Origin of the sequence: uncultured Alsobacter sp. (genome assembly GCF_945952055.1) — a bacterium.
Classification (GTDB): Bacteria; Pseudomonadota; Alphaproteobacteria; order Rhizobiales; family Beijerinckiaceae; genus Alsobacter.
On sequence record NZ_CAMFHB010000027.1, the window covers coordinates 24,342 to 43,224 of the forward strand.

The 18,883-nt window shown below is 69.2% G+C and carries 15 protein-coding genes; 7 read left to right on the plus strand and 8 right to left on the minus strand.

The features are described from left to right. Positions 1–73: 73 nt before the first annotated feature. A complete protein-coding gene (locus Q0Q47_RS19015; RefSeq protein WP_293863253.1) occupies positions 74–1,495 on the minus strand; it encodes an aldehyde dehydrogenase family protein in 1,422 nt (473 codons plus the stop codon). A 100-nt stretch (positions 1,496–1,595) separates the two neighbouring features. Between Q0Q47_RS19015 and Q0Q47_RS19020 the strand changes: the two genes are divergently transcribed. After that, positions 1,596–2,540 carry a LysR family transcriptional regulator gene (locus Q0Q47_RS19020; protein WP_293863255.1) on the plus strand — a complete coding sequence of 315 codons (945 nt, stop codon included), beginning with the start codon at positions 1,596–1,598 and terminating at the stop codon, positions 2,538–2,540. Here the strand turns inward: Q0Q47_RS19020 and Q0Q47_RS19025 are convergent. Continuing rightward, complete coding sequence (locus Q0Q47_RS19025; RefSeq protein WP_293863257.1) at positions 2,537–5,281, minus strand: winged helix-turn-helix domain-containing protein; 2,745 nt, start codon at positions 5,279–5,281, stop codon at positions 2,537–2,539. The two genes, Q0Q47_RS19020 and Q0Q47_RS19025, sit on opposite strands and share 4 nt — an antisense overlap. A gap of 194 nt (positions 5,282–5,475) precedes the next feature. Between Q0Q47_RS19025 and Q0Q47_RS19030 the strand changes: the two genes are divergently transcribed. The 6 genes from Q0Q47_RS19030 (at position 5,476) to Q0Q47_RS19055 (ending at position 12,200) form a co-directional block, all read left to right on the plus strand. After that, complete coding sequence (locus Q0Q47_RS19030; RefSeq protein ID WP_293863259.1) at positions 5,476–5,916, plus strand: organic hydroperoxide resistance protein; 441 nt, start codon at positions 5,476–5,478, stop codon at positions 5,914–5,916. Between the two features lie 21 nt (positions 5,917–5,937). Further along, complete coding sequence (locus Q0Q47_RS19035; RefSeq protein ID WP_293863261.1) at positions 5,938–6,705, plus strand: alpha/beta hydrolase; 768 nt, start codon at positions 5,938–5,940, stop codon at positions 6,703–6,705. Then, complete coding sequence (locus Q0Q47_RS19040; RefSeq protein WP_293863263.1) at positions 6,702–8,438, plus strand: cytochrome c biogenesis protein DipZ; 1,737 nt, start codon at positions 6,702–6,704, stop codon at positions 8,436–8,438. The genes Q0Q47_RS19035 and Q0Q47_RS19040 overlap by 4 nt, the downstream gene beginning before the upstream one ends. A gap of 175 nt (positions 8,439–8,613) precedes the next feature. Next, complete coding sequence (locus Q0Q47_RS19045; RefSeq protein ID WP_293863265.1) at positions 8,614–9,627, plus strand: alpha/beta hydrolase; 1,014 nt, start codon at positions 8,614–8,616, stop codon at positions 9,625–9,627. Positions 9,628–9,698: 71 nt separating this feature from the next. Further along, entirely contained in the window at positions 9,699–10,439 is a 741-nt protein-coding gene (locus tag Q0Q47_RS19050) for an SDR family oxidoreductase (RefSeq protein ID WP_293863267.1), read from the plus strand. Positions 10,440–10,610: 171 nt separating this feature from the next. Continuing rightward, positions 10,611–12,200: an ABC-F family ATP-binding cassette domain-containing protein gene (locus Q0Q47_RS19055; RefSeq protein ID WP_293863269.1), complete on the plus strand. Its 1,590-nt coding sequence runs from the start codon at positions 10,611–10,613 to the stop codon at positions 12,198–12,200. Between the two features lie 338 nt (positions 12,201–12,538). Here Q0Q47_RS19055 and Q0Q47_RS19060 read toward each other — a convergent pair whose 3' ends face one another. The 6 genes from Q0Q47_RS19060 to Q0Q47_RS19085 form a co-directional block, all read right to left on the minus strand. Then, positions 12,539–13,297: a hypothetical protein gene (locus tag Q0Q47_RS19060; protein ID WP_293863271.1), complete on the minus strand. Its 759-nt coding sequence runs from the start codon at positions 13,295–13,297 to the stop codon at positions 12,539–12,541. A 7-nt stretch (positions 13,298–13,304) separates the two neighbouring features. Next, a complete protein-coding gene (locus Q0Q47_RS19065; protein WP_293863273.1) occupies positions 13,305–13,733 on the minus strand; it encodes an OmpA family protein in 429 nt (142 codons plus the stop codon). Positions 13,734–13,778: 45 nt separating this feature from the next. Next, complete coding sequence (locus Q0Q47_RS19070; protein ID WP_293863275.1) at positions 13,779–14,951, minus strand: hypothetical protein; 1,173 nt, start codon at positions 14,949–14,951, stop codon at positions 13,779–13,781. A 2-nt stretch (positions 14,952–14,953) separates the two neighbouring features. Continuing rightward, complete coding sequence (locus Q0Q47_RS19075) at positions 14,954–16,336, minus strand: HlyD family type I secretion periplasmic adaptor subunit (RefSeq protein ID WP_293863276.1); 1,383 nt, start codon at positions 16,334–16,336, stop codon at positions 14,954–14,956. 10 nt (positions 16,337–16,346) lie between these two features. Next, positions 16,347–18,059, minus strand: coding sequence for a type I secretion system permease/ATPase (locus Q0Q47_RS19080; protein ID WP_293863277.1), 1,713 nt, complete (start codon positions 18,057–18,059; stop codon positions 16,347–16,349). A 61-nt stretch (positions 18,060–18,120) separates the two neighbouring features. Then, complete coding sequence (locus Q0Q47_RS19085; protein WP_293863278.1) at positions 18,121–18,864, minus strand: hypothetical protein; 744 nt, start codon at positions 18,862–18,864, stop codon at positions 18,121–18,123. Positions 18,865–18,883: the final 19 nt, after the last annotated feature.

An 18,883-nucleotide genomic window follows, 5' to 3' on the forward strand; every position in this document is an offset into this window, starting at 1 on the left:
GGTAGGTGGACTGAGGCCCGGCTTAATCTTCGCCACTCTGGTTTCGCCACCTCACAGGGGTCTGCCTTCCGTCTCATGGCAGCGTACCGATGAGCGACTTCGGCTCCAGGTACGCCTCAAGCCCGAACGTGCCGTATTCCCGGCCGAGACCGGATTGCTTGAAGCCGCCGAACGGCGCCTTCGGATCATGGGCAAGCGTGTTGACGAGGACGCGGCCTGCCTCCAGCCGCTCGGCGACACGTTCCCCCCGCGCTTGGTCGCCCGACAAGACATAGGCTTGGAGGCCATAGACCGTGTCGTTGGCGATACGGACGGCGTCGTCCTCGTTCTCGTAAGCGATGAGCGAGAGAACCGGGCCGAAGATCTCCTCCCGCGCGATCGTCATGTCGTTGGTCACTCCGCCGAAGAGCGTGGGACGCACGAACCATCCCGTCAGTCCTTCAGGACGACCCAACCCGCCGGCGAGGAGGCGGGCGCCCTCCTCGATCCCGAGACGGATATAGCGCTGCACGCGCTCCCACTGGCGCTCGCTGACCATCGGGCCGACCGTCGTCTTCGGGTGGCGGGGATCCCCGACCTGCACGGCCGACACGGCTTTGCTAGCCCGCTGCTCGATCTCGGCCAGGCGGCTGCGAGGCGTCAGGAGGCGCGTACCGGCGACGCAGGCCTGGCCGCTGTTCATGAAAGCGGCCTGGACGGCGAGCGGGATCGCCGTCTCCAGGTCGGCATCGTCGAGGATGATTGTCGGCGACTTGCCGCCGAGTTCCAGGGTGACGCGCTTCAGCGTCGCCGCACCGGCCTGCAGGATCGCCTTGCCGACGGCCGTCGATCCCGTGAAGGAGATCTTGGCGACGTCGGGATGCCGGCTAATCTCGGCTCCGACGGTCTCGCCGCGCCCCGTGACGATGTTGACGACGCCCGGGGGAAGTGCGGCGGCGTGGAACGCCTCCATGATCACCTGCGTCTGCGTGGCGCTCATCTCGCTCGGCTTGACCACGACGGTGCAGCTCGCCGCGAGCGCCGTCGCGACCTTGCCGCAGATGAAGCCGGCATTGCTGTTCCATGGCGTGATCAGCCCTGCGACTCCGGACGGGGTCATGACCACCTCGGACGCGCCGACGCGGCGGCGGAACGGGTAGGTCTCCAGGAGATCGATCGCCTCATCGAAGGCGGCGACGGAATGGTCGACCATGAACGCCGCGCGCGAAGCCGGCGCCCCGTATTCCTCGATCACGGCTTCCAGCAAGGCGTCCCGGCGGGCAGCGACCTTGTCCCGCAGGCGGCGGAGCCATGCGATACGCTCGGCCGGGGTAGTGGAGGCGAAGGCGGGTAAGGCGCGGCGAGCCGCGGCGATGGCCTGCCGGGCGTCCTCCTCGTCGGCAAGACGCACATGTCCGATGACCGCTCCCGTCGCGGGATTGTGGAGCGGGAACAGTTCGGTTCCGTGCGGAAGAACGAACTGGCCGTCGATGAAGATCCTTTCGATCGTGTTCACGGGTCGCTCCCTGATGAGTGGCATTGCTCCTCAGATAACCCGCCCCTATAAGTTCGATTAGTCGGACAATCTGGCATGCTCTGGTGAGTGAAACGGGACAATGCAGACCACAGGGCTGACGGAACTCGAAGCCGTGCAGGCGGTGGCGCGACACCGCAACTTCCGCTCCGCGGCGACGCAGATCGGAATCTCCCGGTCCGCTCTCAGCCACATGGTCGCGGTGCTGGAGAGCCGCCTGGGCGCTCGTCTGTTCCACCGCACCACGCGCAGCGTGGCGCTGACTGAGGCCGGCGAGCGGTTCGTCGCCGAGACGGGGCCCGCGCTGCGCGACATCCGCGAAGCCATGGAGCGCCTGGGCGACCACCAGGCCGAGCCGTCGGGGACGCTGAGGATCAATGCCTCGTCGGGCGCGGCGCGGCAGATCATGGCGCCGGTCGTCCTCGAGTATGTCCGGCGCTTTCCCCGGGTGACCATCGACATCGTTACCGAGGGCAAGCTGGTCGATATCGTGCTCGAAGGCTTTGACCTTGGGGTTCGGCTGGCCGAGGCCGTGCCTCGGGACATGATCGCCGTCCCGCTCGGGCCGCAGCAACGCTTCGCTGTCGTCGGCTCGCCAGCCTATTTCGAGCGGCACCCCAGGCCGCTCGCCCCGGGTGACCTCGCCGCCCACGCCTGCATCCGCAGCCGCATGCCTGGGGGCGGGATCTATCGATGGGAGTTCGAGCACCACGGCGAGCAAGTAGAGATCGACGGCACGGGGCCGCTCATCCTCGACGACCCCCTGCTGATGATCGAGGCGGCCCGAGCTGGGATCGGACTCGCCTACCTGACGGAGTGGAACGTCGCGGACGACTTCGCGTCGGGACGGCTCGTGCGTGTGCTCGAAGACTGGACGCCGCCCTTCCCTGGCCTGTGCCTCTACTACCCGGGACGCCGGCACCTCGCCGCCCATCACCGCGCGTTCGTCGACCTCGCCCGTGATGTTGCGCGGAACGCAAATCCGTCGTCGCCCGAAGGCAAGACCTGGCGCGCGCCAGACGCCTAGCCAGCGTCTGCCCGCAGGGCAGCAAGGCTCGATGCCGCTCGACGTTCCCAGCTGCCCGCCCCCTGCCGGCGGGCAAGAGCCAGCGACCGTTGCAACAGGGCCAGCGCCCTGTCCGGAGAAGCCTCGTCGTCTTGCAGCGCGAGCAGGGCACCGACCCGCAAGAGCTCCGGCATTGAGCAGAGATCACCACTCGTCTCGGCGTCCTCCACCGTTCGGTCGAGGAGGTCGCGTGCCTCAGGGCTTCGCTCCGAATGCATCAGCCCCTCAATCAGCGCGAGTGTCAGCGGCGTCGAGAGCAGCTCATAGGGCATCGCGTGCAGCTTCGCGAGGCTCTCCTCGAGGATGGCGACGCCTACGATCGGATTGCCCCGGCGGATGGCCAGGACGCCCCGCCAGCCCCGCCCCACTTCCAGGTAGGGTGCGAAGGCATTTGGGGCCGAGCGCGAGATGAACCGGTCGAGATGCTCTTCGAGCGCGTGGAGGTCACCGACCCAGTCGAAGACGGAAATGCCCCAGCTCAGCGCGATGCAAAGGCTGAGGGCATGGTCCATCGTCGCGGCTTCCGCGATGGTGCGGCGGGCGCGATCGACGGCCTGGTCGGGATGGCCTTGCAGCCATAGCGTCCTCGCCAGGATGGCTCCGGCCAGAACGTGGCCGTCGAGACCGAGGTAGAGCGTTGTCGTCCTCTCCGAGCGCGGGCCGGCGGCCAGCGCCGCCTCCAGCTCCGTCCGGGCGCGGCCGTGTTCGCCGGCGAAGTGGAACGACATTCCCAGGATAGAGCGGGCCATGGCGGCTGCCACGGAATCGGATTGAGAATCAGCCAAGGCGACGCAGCGTTCGGCGTAGCTGAACGCAGACCGGAACTCGCCCGTCCGCAAGTGGAACAACTGCAGCGAGCCGAGGACCTGGACTTGGTCCAGGGGTTCTCCCACCTCGTCGGCGAGGTCGAGACTTCTGACGAGAGCCTCGAGCGCGGCTTGCGTCCCGCCGCGCGTGAACATCAGGGAGACGCCGAGGGCCGATTGCAGGTGCATTTCCTCGTGCGTTCCACGCGACGCCGGCTCGAGGGTGGCGAGCGCCCGCTCCGTCCAGCGGTGACACTCCGACAAGAGCGACATGGCGAGGAAGACGGGGCCGGCCTTGGCCGCGAGCCGTCGGCCGAGGGCGGGGTCGCCATGCTCGCCGAAGCACCAATCGAGCGCCGCGCGCAAGTTGGCGAGCCCCGCAAGGTGACGCGCTCTCTCCGCCACGTTCGACAGGCGCGACCACTCGGCGCCGGTTTCCTCCAGCCAGGCCAGGGAATGCCGGGCGTGCCTTGTCGCCAGAGCGGACCTGTCGGCGTCGGGCGCAGGCGTCTCGTCCATGTAGGCGCGCGTCGTGTCGAGGAGCCGGTAGCGCACCATGGCGCCGACGGGCCGGGCCGCCACCATCGACTTCGCCACGAGGCTGTCGAGCGACTGAAAGAGAGCCTCCGCGTCCAGCTCTTCGTCTGTACACACGGCCAGCGCGGCGTCGATGGTGAAGCTGCCGACAAAGACGGCGAGGCGGCGCAGCACGGTCCTGTCCTGCTCCGAGAGCAGCCCGAAGCTCCAGTCGAGCGTGGCATGCAGGGTGCGCTGGCGTGCCGGCGCATCGCGGGCGCCAGTCCAGGTGAGAGCCAGTCGTTCCCGAAGCAGGGCCGCCGTCGTCTCCAGGCCGAAGGCCTCAACCCGTCTCGCCGCGAGCTCGATCGCGAGCGGCATTCCGTCGAGCCTGCGGCAGATGTCGGCGATCAGGGCCGCCCCAGCGTCGTCTGCTTCGAGCCTGACACCCGATGAGACCGCTCGCTCCGCGAAGAGCCGTGTCGCCGGGGAGCGACAGATGTCATCGCCCGTGAGGGGCGTGTCATCGTCCGGACAGGCGAGCGGCGCCAGCCGATATACCTGCTCACCCTCGACCTGCAGGGCTTCCCGGCTCGTCGCCAGAATGAGCACCTCCGGAACCTCGGTGAACAGCCGCCCGGCCAGCGCGGCGACGGTGTCGATGACGTGCTCGCAGGTATCCAGGATCAGGAGAGACGGCCCGCTCCGGAGCGCCTCGATGACAGCGCCGGCTCTGTCCTCCGCATCGCCTTGCACGCCGAGCATGGACGCCACCGTCACCGTGACCAGATCGGGCGTCCCAAGCATGCTGAGGTCCACGAAGAGGATGGCTCCGTCGAAGGTCGACGCGAGATCGTGGGCCACGTCCAGCGCGAGCGTCGACTTGCCGACACCCCCCGGTCCGACCACGGTCACGAAGCGTCGCGTCGTCAGCATGTGCCGGACGACCCGGCTGTCGTCCTCACGCCCGAGGACCAGCATGGGCCGGTTGGGCATGTTGGTCTGCTGGCGCACAGGTGTGATCGCGTGCCGTGGGGCCTCGGTCTCGCGGACGACACTCGCGACGAAGCAGTAGCCGCGGCCCGGCAACGTCGTGATGTAGCGCGCCCCGTCTCTCCCGTCGCCGAGCGCCTTGCGCAGGTTGGCCATGTGAAAGCGCAGGCTGCCTTCGCCCACCGTCATGTCCGGCCAGACGCGCGCCAGGAGCTCGTTCTTCCCGACGGCTTCGTTCGGGCTGGCCGCCAGAGTGGCGAGGATATCGAAGGCGCGCGCTCCCACGTCGACCGTCTCGGCGCCGCGCAGCAGCAGCCGTTCCCTCGGCTTGAGGGTGAACGGCCCAAAGGAGAGCACATCGGCCTCGGGGGAAGGCAGCTCCGGCATGACCTCGTTCGCTTGTCAGATCCAAGACTATCCATTTGGCGCCGTGCTCGCCACGCGCCACGTGCGGGTTCGCATCGGCTGGTGAGCGCTGACAGCGGCTCACGAACGCTAACGGGCTTGCAGGCATCGCCGCCGGTACGACGACGGGACGTCAGCTTTCGCCCTTCGCTGACCATCGACCAGGAGACACACCCATGACTTCGGACGCCAAGGTGCTCTACACCGGCCAGGTCCACACGACGGGCGGCCGCGACAAGGGATCAGCCCGCAGCTCGGATGGCAGGCTTGACATCGCGCTGTCCGTGCCGGGCGGACCCGGGTTGGGCACTAATCCCGAACAGCTCTTCGCAGCAGGGTGGTCCGCCTGCTTCGAGGGCGCTATCGCCATCGCGGCCCGCCGCATGAAGATCACATCCCCGGCCGATCTCGCCATCGACGCCGAGGTCAGCCTGAACCAGGGCGGCGAGGGGTACTTCCTGTCGGCCCGCCTGACCGTTTCGCTGCCCGGCCTCGATCCCGCAACGGCCCAGGCGCTCGTCGACGCCGCGCACGAGACCTGCCCGTACTCCAAGGCGACCCGCGGCAACATTGATGTCGCAATCGTTCTCGCCGACCGCCGCGCGGTCGGGCGTTGAGACCGTGCAGAGGCCCCTGCCATGAACCGATCCAATGTCCTCTATGCCCTCCTCGCCCTCGCGGCGTCGGCGACGCCTTCCGCGGCCTGGGCCGACCCCGTCCGCAACGTCGTGATTGTCCACGGCGCGTTCGCCGACGGATCGGGCTGGCGCAAGGTCTCCGACCTCCTGACGGCCAAAGGCCTGCATGTCAGTATCGTGCAGCAGCCGCTGACCTCGCTCGACGACGACGTCGCCGCGACACGCAGGATCCTCGCCCTGCAGGACGGCCCCACCATCCTCGTCGGGCACAGCTACGGCGGCATGGTGGTCACCGCCGCGGGCGACGATCCGAAGGTGACGGGCCTCGTCTACGTCGCGGCGTTCCAGCCCGACCGGGGCGAGAGCCTTGCGAATCTTGCCAACAGCAAGCCCGTGACTGGAGCGAAGCCCGATGCGATCGAGGCGACGAACGATGGTTTCCTTTCCCTCGCCCTGGCCGAGTTCCCCGCCGCCTTCGCCGCCGACCTGCCCAAGGCCGAGGCGGCCTTCATGGCGCGCTCGCAGGTGTTCGCCGCGAAGGTCGCCTTCACGCAGGAGGCCGGCGAGCCGGCATGGAAGTCGAAGCCGAGCTGGGCCCTCGTGGCGACCCAGGACCGGTCGATCAATCCGGATTTGGAGCGCGAGATGGCCAAACGCGCCGGCAGCACCGTCCGCGAGGTGAAGGCCAGCCACGCCGTCTACCTGTCCCGCCCGGCCGCCGTGGCGGCTCTGATCATTGAAGCGGCGGCCAAGGTGCCTTCGCGATGACCGCCGGATCCTTTCTCGCCGTCTGCTTCCTTGCCGGCGTGCTCACCATCGCGAGCCCCTGCATCTTGCCGATCGTACCGTTCGTCTTCGCCCGTCCGGGCCAGAGTGTCCTGCGTGGGACGTTGCCGCTCCTCGCCGGACTTGTGGCCGCCTTCGCGTCGGTCGTGGCGCTCGCGGCTGCGGGCGCCGCCTGGGCGGCGCAGGCGCACGACATCGGCCGCGCCGTCGGGCTCGCCGTGCTGGCCATCGTCGCCGCCACGCTCCTGTCGGACCGCCTCGCGGGCCTCGCCGCGCGCCCCTTCACGGACCTGGGCGGCCGGCTCTCGGGACGAGCGGGAACCGGGATCGCGGCGTCCCTGGTGACGGGCGTGGCGGTCGGCCTGCTCTGGGCGCCCTGTGCCGGCCCGGTGCTGGCGCTCGTCCTCACCGGCGGCGCCGCATCGGGTTCGCCTCTGGCGACGGGTCTGGCGGCCGGAGCCTATGCCGCGGGCGCGGCCACGTCGCTGGCCGTTGTCGTGTCGGTCGGCCGACGACTGGCCGCCGCGCTCCGCGCGTCTTCCGCCGTGGCGCACCGACTGAGGCAGGTGGCCGGCGTGGCCGCCTTGGCAGCAGTCCTCGCCATCGCATCCGGCTTCGATGCCACCGTCCTCGCGCAGCTCCCGGCGCCGGCTTCCTCAGGGATCGAGAACGCTCTGCTGCAGAGGCTCCCAGCCAAAGCCAGGGAGGTCGCCATGCCTGCGTCAAGCCAGGTCTTTCGCAGCTCGCTGCCCGTCCTCGGCGACCTGCCCTCGTTCGCCGGCGCCGCCGACTGGCTGAACGGCCCTCCCCTGACGGCCGAGGCGCTGCGCGGCAAGGTGGTTCTCGTCCAGTTCTGGACCTACTCCTGCATCAATTGCATCCGCACGCTGCCCTTCGTCAGGGCCTGGGCGCAGTCCTACGCCGCCGAGGGCCTGGTCGTGATCGGGGTGCACACGCCCGAGTTCGCCTTCGAGCACGATGAGAACAACGTCCGGCGTGCACTCGCCCGCTTCGGGCTGACCTATCCCGTCGCCATCGACAATGGCTTCAAAGTCTGGCGCGCCTTCGGCAACGAGTCCTGGCCGGGCTTTGCCCTGGTCGACGCGCAGGGACGGATCCGCTACCGCACGGCCGGAGAGGGACAGGAGTCCCGCACGGAGCAGGCGATCCGGGACTTGCTGACCGAGGCGGGCGCGGCCCGCGAACCGGTCGCCACGCCGGCTGCGCCGCCGGCGCCGGGCGAACAGGCCGCCGCGGATTGGGATCACCTGCGCTCGGACGAAACCTATCTCGGCTACGCCCAGGCGACCCGCTTCGCCTCGCGGGAGACGGTCGCCGCCGACCGCCCGCAGGTCTATTCGTTCGCAGACCTGCCCGCCAACCGGTGGGGCCTGTCCGGCACCTGGACCATTGCCTCGGACCGGGCCATCGCGGCAGCAGCAGACGGCCGCGTCGCCTATCGCTTCAACGCTCGCGATCTCCATCTCGTCCTCGGCGCCGGACAGTCCGGACATCCGATCCGCTTCCAGGTGACAGTGGACGGCCATGCGCCGGGACCGGACCACGGCTCCGATATCGACGCCGAGGGCTTCGGAACCGTGACGGAGACACGGCTCTACCAGCTCGTGCGGCAGGCCGACGGACCCCGGGCCCGTACGGTCGAGATCCGCTTCCTCAATCCCGGCGTGGAGGCCTACGCCTTCACCTTCGGCTGAGGAGATCGCGCCATGCCGTTCCTCCCTGTCCTGCGCCTGCTTGTGCTTCTGGCGGCCGGCTTCGCGGTCGGCGCTGCTCCCTGTGCCTGGGACACGCCTGCCGCACCTGCGCAAACGTCCGGTCCGACGCTTACTTCCGACCCACCCGTGCCGCTCTCACCCCCGGAGACCCGCCATGACATTCGACCCCATTGATCCCTCACGCCGCACCCTCATCGCCGGCGCCGCCTTGGCGCTCGCCACGGCTCCATTCGTTACGCGCAAGGCTCACGCCCAGGCCGCCGACCCAAAAACGTTCGGCCCGATCCGGCAAGTGCAGGCCGGCGTGCTCGACGTCGGCTATGTCGAGCTCGGACCGGTCGACGGCCCGCCCGTGCTGCTACTGCACGGCTGGCCCTACGACATTCACAGCTACGCCGAGGTGGCCCCCATCCTTGCCGCCGCAGGTCACCGCGTGCTCGTGCCGCACCTGCGCGGCTACGGCACGACGCGCTTCCTGTCGCCCGAGACGATGCGCAATGGCCAGCAGGCAGCGCTCGCCCTCGACATCCTGGCCTTCATGGACGCGCTGAGGATCCCAACGGCCGTCGTCGCCGGCTACGACTGGGGTGCCCGCACCGCCGATATCCTCGCCGCCCTCTGGCCCGAGCGCTGCAAGGGGCTCGTGTCGGTGAGCGGCTACCTCATCGGGAGCCAAGAGGCGAACCGTGCGCCCCTGCCGCCCAAGGCCGAGTTGCAGTGGTGGTACCAGTACTACTTCGCGACGGACCGTGGCGAAGCCGGCTACGCCAAGTACACCAAGGACTTCGCCCGCCTGATCTGGGAGCTCGCCTCGCCACAGTGGCGGTTTGACGACGCAACCTTCGCCCGCTCGGCGGCATCGCTGGAGAATCCGGACCACGTCGCGGTCTCCATCCACAATTACCGCTGGCGGCTCGGTCTGGCGCAGGGAGAGACGCGCTACGACGATGTCGAGCGCAGGCTCGCGAGCTTCCCCGGCATTGGCGTGCCGACGATCACCATGGAAGGCGACGCGAACGGGGCACCGCACCCCGACCCGTCAGCCTACGCCCGGTGCTTCACCGGACGCTACGAGCACCGTCTCGTGAGTGGCGGCATCGGCCACAACCTGCCGCAGGAGGCGCCCCACGAATTCACCCGCGCCGTCCTCGACGTGGCCAAGGCCTGACTCGCCAGCCCGCCCCCTCCCGTTCATTCCCAATCCACGCCGGACGCTCCGGCGAACGGAGACCTGCGACCATGACCTACACCTCAAGCGACGAGCGTCCCGTGGCCCTCATCTTCGGCGGCTCCCGCGGCATTGGCGCCGCCATCGCCATGCGCCTGGCCAAGGATGGCTACCGGGTCGCTCTCACCTTCGTCTCCAGCCCCAGACAAGCCGAGAAGGTCGCGGCAGCCATCCGCGAGCAAGGCGGGACCGCGATGACACTCCAGGCCGATAGTTCCGATCCCATGGCGATCCAGGCCGCCGTGACGGCGGTCACCGAAGCCTTCGGCCCGCTCGACGTCGCGGTCGTCAACGCGGGCGTCCTGCGCCTCGCCGCCTTGAAGGATCTCGCGCTGGCGGACCTCGATATCATGCTGTCCGTCAACATCCGCGGCGTGGTCCTCGCCCTGCAGGCCTCTGCCGCCGCGATGCGCGATGGCGGCCGGCTGATCACCATCGGAAGCAACTCGGCCATCCGGACGGGAACGGCCACCGGGGCCATCTACGCCATGACGAAAGCCGCGGTCGCCGCGCTCGTTCGGGGCGTCGCGCTCGACCTGGCCCCGCGACGCATCACCGTCAACAACGTCCAGCCCGGTCCGACGGAGACCGACATGACGTCCGACATGATCTCCCAACTGCGGGACATGGTTCCGCTGCGCCGCCTCAATCAGCCGTCGGAGGTCGCCGGACTGGTGTCATACCTGGCCGGGCCCGAGGCCGGCACGATCACTGGAGCCAGTCTGACGATGGATGGCGGCTTCGTGCTCTGACGATCGCTGCCGCGACATGACCGCGAACGCCAGAAGACGGTGGGCGGGTCAAATGCCGCGCGTCCACCCCGTCGACCCGACGATACGGCCGGAGACGCCGCCTCGCCGATACGGTGCGCGGTCGAGCCAAACGAGCATCCTTTCGTCTCATTGCGTGCCTAGGTCTCGGAGATGAGTTCCATTGCCTTGGCCGATCTCGGCTGGTCGACGCCGGACGGCAGAGTTCTGTTCTCCGGCCTTACGCTGGCCTTCGGTCCCGAACGTGCGGGCCTGGTCGGGCGCAATGGCGTGGGCAAGTCCACGCTCCTGAAGATCATCCGGGGCGAGATCAAGCCGACATCCGGTTGGGTCTCTATCCAGGGCAAGGTGAGCTCACTGGAACAGGCCGTCCAGATCAGGCCGGAGGACACGATCGCCGACCTGTTCGGCGTCGGGTCGAGCCTCGCCCTGCTGCGCAGGGCCGAGTCCGGGGAGGCGAGCGCCGATGAACTCGCAGACGCTGACTGGACGCTCGAGGCTCGGCTCGCGGCCAGCCTGGAGCGGATTGGCCTGTATGCCGGACCCGAGACACGCCTGTCCGCCCTGTCCGGCGGACAGCGGACCCGCGTGGCGCTGGCAGCGGCGACATTCGATGATCCAGACATCCTGCTCCTCGACGAGCCAACCAACAATCTCGACAGGGCCGGTCGGAACGCGGTGCTCGCGCTTCTACAGGACTGGCGAGGAGGGGCGGTCGTGGTGAGCCATGACCGCGAATTGCTGGAGGGCATGGATGCCATCGTCGAGCTGACATCGCTCGGGGCGTCGCGCTATAGCGGAGGCTGGTCGGATTACCGCGCCCGGAAGGACATCGAACTGGCTGCGGCCGCGCACGAGCTGGAGAGTGCGCAGAGAGCCGCAGCGACCGCCCGGCGACGGGACCAGGAGAAAACGGAGAGGCGGGACCGGCGGGACTCGGCCGGGGCGAGACAGGCGAAAGGCGGCGGCATGCCCCGCATCCTGCTCGGCGCCCGCAAGAATCAGGCCGAGGTGTCGGGCGGAGCACAGGCTAAGAGTGCCGAAAGGCGGCAGGCGGAACTAGACGCTACCGCCGCCCGGGCGCGGAAGCAGGTCGAAATCCTCCAGCCTTTCGTGGTGAGCCTTCCACCGACCGGACTGGCGTCCGGCCGGACGGTGTTGCGGCTCGACGACGTGGCTGTAGGCTACGATCCCGAGCGGCCCCTGATCGACGGCCTGTCGTTTGCGATGACAGGGCCGGAACGGATGGCCATCCTCGGCCCCAACGGTTCCGGCAAGTCGACGCTGCTCAAAGTCATCGTCGGGGATCTCGCTCCTCTCCGCGGCAAGGTGATGCTGTCGGTTCCGGCTGCCACTCTGGACCAGCGCGTGGACCTTTTGGATCCGGCGACAACCATTCGGGAGAACTTCCTGCGCTTGAACCCGGGTGCGACGGAGAATGCCTGCCGTGCCGCGCTCGCGACGTTCCAGTTCCGCGCAGATGCAGCCCTGATGAACGTCGGCACGCTGAGCGGAGGGCAAATGCTTCGCGCAGGCCTCGCCTGTGTTCTCGGCGGACCCGAACCGCCTCAACTCCTCGTGCTGGACGAGCCGACCAACCATCTAGACCTCGAAGCGATCCAGGCCGTCGAGGCGGGCCTGGCCGCGTACGACGGCGCGCTCCTGGTCGTCAGCCATGACCAGACTTTTCTTGCAGCGCTGGGCATACAGCAGACCATCTCTTTGGGTCCTATCTGTCGATAGGACCTTCCGACGGGCGCTGCTGGCTGTCGTACTTCTCGCCGGAGAGCGGACTCTGCGAACGTCCGCTCCGGGTCAAGACGAGCCTTCGAGCGCCAACGGCGCCCGCAATCAATGCAATCAGTTTTCCCTTCGGTGCCGAGAAGTACTCCCTCTCAGCAAGGGCGTTCGCTAGTATTTCCAATCATCACTGCAAGACTACACACAATCTTCTGTCAGGGCTAAACTTTTTGCACCGATTCCCCCGCGACCAAGTGGCAGTTCGGTAAGCGGGCATCACAGTGCTGGAACGCGCAGCCGGCGAAAGCCGCTTGTGCCGGGGTCCGGCTCCTGTCACCGGGTCAGCGCTGGTCTTTCGAAGGGGAAGGACGCACGACGGTAAAGACCTGCCAGGCACCCGTCCGGTAATCGGCCATGCGGCGCCCCACAGCGGTCACTCGCCAGGCGAAGGTCGTGCCTGTCGGCGGGAGCACTACTAAGACAGCCGTAGTATCGGCCGTCCACGCGAACACCTCCTCGCTTCCAAGCTCGGTGACGGAGCGCAGCTCGATGTTGTACCTGCAGGGTTCGGGCTGCAGCGGGATCGTCCACACGAGTTCCGCATCGACGCGACCATCGGGCAGCACCTCGCCTGAGAGTGGGGCGATGGCTTGCGGCGACATCAGGTCATCGGGGCGCGGCGCCCCCGGCGCAAGGTCCTGAATGCGCTCGCGCGCAGCAGGAAGGCCAGAAACTTCGTACCACGTGCGGGCGACGTCGGAGTTGGCCGGAACTCCCTCTCCTTTTTCGTACAGTTGGCCAAGGTTGTACGCGGCCCTTCGATCACCACGGGCCGCGGCACGGCCGTACCATGCCGCGGCGTCTACGATGTCACGGCGAACGCCGCGTCCGCTGTCGAGCATCACCGCGACATTGAACGCTGCCTGACCATGCCCCGCCTTGGCCGCGCGCAGAAAATGGTCGAACGCCGCGCTGGCGTCGGGCGCGCTGTTCGTCCCAAGGTCTGCTTCGAGTCCCAACTCGAACCAGACATCGGCGGGGCCGGCAATTGCCGGTCCCGCTGTAGCCAAGAACGCCAGGAGAAGCTGAGCCGTTCTCACGACTGGGTCAACGCCATGTGATCTCGACTCGGCGGTTCTGCAGTTCCGCCACGCCCTCTTCGGTCGAGACCACGGGCTCCGTCTCGCCCTTGGCCAGAACCTGGAAGCGGTCGGCCGGAATGCCCCGCGCGATAAGCCCGTTAAGAACGGCCGTCGCCCTGCGCTGGGACAGCGTCAGATTGCCGGCGGGCGCGCCGACGCGATCCGCTGTGCCAGTGACGATCATGACGATCGGCTTGCCCTGGCTATAGGCACGCGAGGCCTGGTCCAGGACAGCCTTGTCCTGGTCACGGATCTGGGCGCTCCCCGTGTCGAAATACAGGACGAGGGGCGCTGGCGCGGCGGGGGGCGGTGCCTGCGCCGGCTCCTGCGCGAACGCGCTGCCGGCCAACGTTGCGAGCGGCAGGGCCAGTGAGATTGAGGCGATACGGATCATCGTGTGTCTCCTGTCGGGGGTTTCGATGAGGATGGTGCCGGCCTGCTAGCGGTTGCCGACCGACACCTCGATGCTGCCGGGCCGCGGCAGCAGGCCGCTGTCCACGACGGCCCGGCGGACGGGCGCAGCGGATGAGACGAGAGCGGCCATCCGCACCGCTTCATCCTTATCGGCGGCATAGAAATAGACGACGCGCGGGACCGGTTCGCCGCTGCTCTCGCGTGCATCGACGACCACGGCCCCGGTCCTGCGGAGAACCTCGACGAGGCGAGTGGCCCGCTGTCGGGCCACGTCGCTGTTGCGCGCGAACCGAACCTGCACGCGGGGCTGGGCTCCGTCGGGCAGCACGCGCAATCCGCCGGCGACGCGATCGGCCGCCGACGGCGCGGCCTCGCGGGTCGCGACAGTGGAAGGGTCGGCCTGCCGAACGGGAGCCGCACCCTGGACAGGCGCTGCATCGTGGACAGGCGCCGCCTCTTGGACAGGAGGCGAGTCTGGGGCAGGAACGGCCTGTTGGGGAGCCGCAGGCTGGGCAGACGCGGCGACCGGGGGAGCAGCCGCCACCTGAGGCGGTGCCGCCACCGGGGGCGCAACCGGGACCTGAAGAGGCGCTGTGTCGACCGGGGGCGACGCGACGACAGAGGGAGCCTCGGGCGGCGGCGCCGGCGTTGAATTTTGCGCTTCGGCCCGCCGTCTGGCCGCCTCTCCGCGCAACTGCTCGATGTCGGCGCGCAGGGACTGCAGCTGGGCGAGAATGGCGCCGTCCTCCTGTGGCTGAGGAGCCGCCCAGGCGAGAGGAACGACGGGCTGCGCCGCCGTCGAGTCGCGGGAGCCGGTCCGGTTCTCCGACATCGGTCCGACCGGGGCCGCCGGCGGTTGTCCAGGCGCCACCATGACGATGCTCTTGTCGTCCCGCTGCGGCATCAGCGAGGCCAGCATCGTGCTGTCGAGGCGCGGGGCCAGCAGCCACGCCGCCGCAAGTGCCGGGACGCAGGCCACCAGGGCCAGGCCCAGAATCACCCGTACGCTCCTGCCTTCCGGAGCAACGGGATCGGGCTGGCGCTCGACGACGGCGGGGGGCTGCACCGCGCGGGGGGATAGAGGCGGCACCTGGACCGGAGGGCCCGGCCGCACCGGCGATCGCCGGCGGGCGGAGGCCCCGAAGCTGAGCGCTGCGTCGTCGGTGTCCAGCGCGCTGCGGTTGCCGTGAGTGGCCATCGTCACTCCTCCCTCATGGCCCTGCGGATCTGGTCGGTCAGAGGACCCACCAGATACTGCAGCGCGCTCCTGCTGCCCGTTCCGATAATGACTTGCGCCGGCATGCCCGGCCCGAGCACCACCGCGGTCTGGACCGCCGCGCCCGGACCCGGCCGAACATCGTCGACGGCCACGCGCGCCTCGTAGTAAGCGGCGCCCGAGCGGGGATCCGTGAGGCGATCGGCTGAGATCCGCATCAGGTGCCCGGTCACGATGGGGCGCCGAGCTGCCGGGATGCCCGTGAGCTGGACGTCGACGGTCTGGCCCGCGCGCAGGCGCTCGGCCTCGGCCGGGTCTACCCTCACGGCGATGGTCGGTTGGCCATCCGCAGGCACGATCTCGAGCACTTTCTGCCCCGCGGCGATGACGCCGCCGACGGTAAAAACATTCAGGCCCAACACGGTTCCCGCGGCCGGCGCGCGCATGACGGTGCGGGTCAATGTTTCGCGCGCGGACATCAGCCGAGGCTCCAGTTCCGCCGCCTGCTGCTCGATCTGACGGAGCTGATCGGCGACCTCGGTCTGCCGGTCGCGACGAAGCTGCGACCGCCGCAGCCCCGTCGCGGCGAGGGCGCCGCCCAAGGCCGCCGCCTGCGCGGCCAGCCGTCCCTGTTCGGCGACGACGGAGGCCTCGTTGCGTTCGAGGCCGGACAGGCGAACCTTCGTCGCGTAGCCGGCGGCGAAGAGCTTTCGGACGCCGTCGGCCTCCTGGCGCAGGAGGGCCGCCTGCGCGTCGATCCCGACGATCTGGGCCTGCAGCCCGCGCAGCTGGTCGCCCTGCTGGCTGGCGACCCCCGCCAGGATGGCAAGCTCTCCCTCGAGCTGGCGGCGCCGCTCGTCGAACTGGTGCCGCTGCGCGGCCAGGATGCGGGCCACCGCCGGTTCGCCGCTGCGCGCGAGCAGGTCGGGCTCGAAGACGGGCTCCGGTGCCTCGTCCCGTTCCGCCACCAGGCGGCTGCGCAGCACGGAGAGGGACGTGGCTTGGGCCGACAGGGACGCCACAAGGGCCTTCGGGGCGCTGTCGTCGAGGACCATCAGCACCTGGCCGGCCTCGACGGTGTCGCCGTCGCGCGCGAGCACGCTGGCGACGATACCCCCGTCGCGGTGCTGCAGCGCCTTTCGATTGCCCGCCGCCTCGAAGGCGCCGTCAGCCACCACGGCACTGTCGAGCGGCGCCAGCGCCGCCCAGCTGCCGATCGCGCCGAAGAACAGCACCAGCACCCCGAGGCCCAGTCCCACCAGGCGACCGACACTGCCGTTCGCCCGGTCGCGCGTGAGGCGCCCGGCGCGGGCCTCGTCGTAGCGGCCGCGCGGGGGACGGGTGAGGTTTTCGGCCCAATCGCTCATTTCGTGGTCCTCATGGTCGTGCCGAGGCGTTGGGGCGGGCCGTGTCGACCGCCCGCACGAATTGCTTGCGCACCGCTTCCAGCACCTCGACACGCGGTCCGAACATCAGGACGGCGCCGTCCTGCAGCACCAGGATTCGGTCGCAGACCTCCACGATGCCCGGTCGATGGGCGACGATGACGATCGTGGTGTCCTCGCCTTTGAGGTCGAGAAGCGCCTTCTTCAGGGCGGCTTCGCCGTCCCCGTCGAGATTTGCGTTGGGTTCGTCGAGGACGAGCAGCCGGGGCGACCCCAGCAGCGCCCGCGCCAGGCCGAGCCTCTGGCGCTGCCCGCCCGACAGCTGGACGCCGCCGTCGCCAATCAGCGTGTCGTAGCCCTGGGGCAGGTCCAGGATCATGTCGTGCACGTCACCCCGCCGGGCGGCGCGGATGATCTCCGCGTCCGGCACGTCGCCGAAACGGGCGATGTTGTCCCGCACGGTGCCGGCGAACAGCCCCACTTCCTGCGGCAGGTAGCCGATGCTGCGGCCTAGTTGTTCGCGGTCCCAGTGGCGGATGTCGGCGCCGTTAATCCGGACCCGGCCCGAGGCGGGAGCCAGGGCCCCCGTCATGAGCCGGACCAGGGTCGACTTTCCGGCCGCGCTCGGTCCCACGATCCCGATGGCTTCGCCACGCGAGAGCTCGAGCGACACCCCGCGGATGATGGTCTCCCCTCCCGTCGCGCGGAACGTCACCTTGTCGATCGACACGGAGCCGTCCGCCTCGGGCAGTCGCGTGTGCGTGCGAGGCTCGGGCGCCGCGGCCAGCAGGTCGGCGATGCGGCGCCACGCGGCGCGGGCGGCCGCGATGCTGCGCCCGGCCCCCACCATCTGCTCGACCGGCGCGACGGCGCGGCCCATCAGCACCATGGCGACGAAGATGGACGCCGGATTGATGGCCTGCTCGATCACCAGCCAGGCGCCGGCGCCCAGCATCCCCGACTGAAGCAGCAGCCTCAGGAAGCGGATGACCGCCGCGTAGGACGCGTTGGTCTCCGCCGCACGCTCGCTGTTGGCCAGCATGCGCGCGCGATTGTCGAACCAGCGGTCGCCGAGGCCCGCCTGCATGCCCATGGCGATAACGGGCTCCGCGTTACGGAGCATCTCGTCGGCGAACCGGTAGCTCCGCGACTGTGCCTCGCCGGCGGCGATGATCCGGCTGCGCGACGCCCAGTCCGACAGCAGGGCGAGCGACAGGAGCAGCAGCGCCGCGGCCAGCGCCATCGCACCGAGCGTCGGATGAAGCGCGAACAACAGGGCGAGGTAGACCGGGGTCCACGGCGCGTCGAAAACGGTCTGAGCCGGGGAGCCACTGAGCGCCTGCCGGAGCTGGTCGAGGTCCCGCAGGGCTTCCGAGTGGCGCTGGCCGCCGTCCTCGCGGCGCTGGATCAGGAGGGCGAGGATCCGCGCTGACAGGGCCGTGTCGAAACGCGTGCCCGCCCTGACCAGGATCTTCGCCCGAATGGCGTCGAGGCCGGCCATCGCCGCGAGCGCGATCACCAGCCCGAGGCTCAGCAGGATCAACGTGGCGCCGCTGCGGCTCGGCAGGACGCGGTTGTAGACCTGGAGCAGGTAGAGCGGCGTGGCGAGATAGAGAAGATTGATGCCGCCGCTGAACACCGCCGCCGCGATCACATGCGGCAGGCAGCTGCGCAGTGCCATCGCTGGTAGGGATGGTCGGGCCATGGGATGTCCTGCGCATGGGCTGGGGTGCCCCCGCGGGCAGGGACCGCGGGGGCGAGCGACGTCAGCCGATCAGGCTGTGGGCGGACCCGTGGCCGATGCCGCTGTCCATCTGCCCGAAGATCCCGTCATCGAACATCGACGACGTGGAGCTCTCCTGCGAGGCCCAGTGCGTCGCCTTCGAGGTCTCGAAGCCGAGGCTCGTCGAGCCTGCCGCACCTTCGTGGTTGAAGTCGAAGGCCTTCATCATCTCGCTGTCGAAGCTGACGGCCTTGTCGTGGGTGGTGAACATGTTGTTCCCGCCGGACTGGTCGCCGGAGCCGGATCCCGAGCCCCAGGCGCCCTCGGATCCGCTGCCCTCGCTCTGGCTGCCGCCCCAGGCGCCCAGGTCGTCGAACATGGCGGACGTGGAGCTCTCCTGCATCTCGTGATGGGTCTGCTTCTCGACACCGTAGGACAGGTCCGTCGAACCGGCTGCGCCCTCGTGCGTGAAGTGGATCATCTTCTGGAAATGCTCGCTCGCCTCCGAGGCCTTGTCGTGCGTGGTGAAGGCGTTGTCGGAGCCGCTGCCCGACGAGGAGGTCGTGTCGTCATGGCCGGATCCGGCCGAGGATCCCTCGCCCCAGGCCCCGTCGCCGACCATGGCGGACGTGGAGCTCTTCTGCTCCTCGGACGCCGTCTGCTTCGCGACACCGAAGTGCAGGCCCGTCGAGCCCGCCGCCCCTTTGTGCTGGAACGCGACCATCTTCGAGGCCTGCTGCATGGCTTCCACGGCTTTGTCGTGCGTGGTGACAGTGTTGTCCGTCATGTTTTGTCGCTCCTGTCGA

Excerpts from the sequence above, each read along its gene's own strand:
- Q0Q47_RS19020 (WP_293863255.1), top strand. The coding sequence starts at position 1,596 with ATGCAGACCACAGGGCTGACGGAACTCGAAGCCGTGCAGGCGGTGGCG.
- Q0Q47_RS19025 (WP_293863257.1), bottom strand. The coding sequence starts at position 5,281 with ATGCCGGAGCTGCCTTCCCCCGAGGCCGATGTGCTCTCCTTTGGGCCG.
- Q0Q47_RS19030 (WP_293863259.1), top strand. The coding sequence starts at position 5,476 with ATGACTTCGGACGCCAAGGTGCTCTACACCGGCCAGGTCCACACGACG.
- Q0Q47_RS19035 (WP_293863261.1), top strand. The coding sequence starts at position 5,938 with ATGAACCGATCCAATGTCCTCTATGCCCTCCTCGCCCTCGCGGCGTCG.
- Q0Q47_RS19040 (WP_293863263.1), top strand. The coding sequence starts at position 6,702 with ATGACCGCCGGATCCTTTCTCGCCGTCTGCTTCCTTGCCGGCGTGCTC.
- Q0Q47_RS19045 (WP_293863265.1), top strand. The coding sequence starts at position 8,614 with ATGACATTCGACCCCATTGATCCCTCACGCCGCACCCTCATCGCCGGC.
- Q0Q47_RS19050 (WP_293863267.1), top strand. The coding sequence starts at position 9,699 with ATGACCTACACCTCAAGCGACGAGCGTCCCGTGGCCCTCATCTTCGGC.
- Q0Q47_RS19055 (WP_293863269.1), top strand. The coding sequence starts at position 10,611 with ATGAGTTCCATTGCCTTGGCCGATCTCGGCTGGTCGACGCCGGACGGC.
- Q0Q47_RS19065 (WP_293863273.1), bottom strand. The coding sequence starts at position 13,733 with ATGATCCGTATCGCCTCAATCTCACTGGCCCTGCCGCTCGCAACGTTG.
- Q0Q47_RS19070 (WP_293863275.1), bottom strand. The coding sequence starts at position 14,951 with ATGGCCACTCACGGCAACCGCAGCGCGCTGGACACCGACGACGCAGCG.
- Q0Q47_RS19075 (WP_293863276.1), bottom strand. The coding sequence starts at position 16,336 with ATGAGCGATTGGGCCGAAAACCTCACCCGTCCCCCGCGCGGCCGCTAC.
- Q0Q47_RS19080 (WP_293863277.1), bottom strand. The coding sequence starts at position 18,059 with ATGGCCCGACCATCCCTACCAGCGATGGCACTGCGCAGCTGCCTGCCG.
- Q0Q47_RS19085 (WP_293863278.1), bottom strand. The coding sequence starts at position 18,864 with ATGACGGACAACACTGTCACCACGCACGACAAAGCCGTGGAAGCCATG.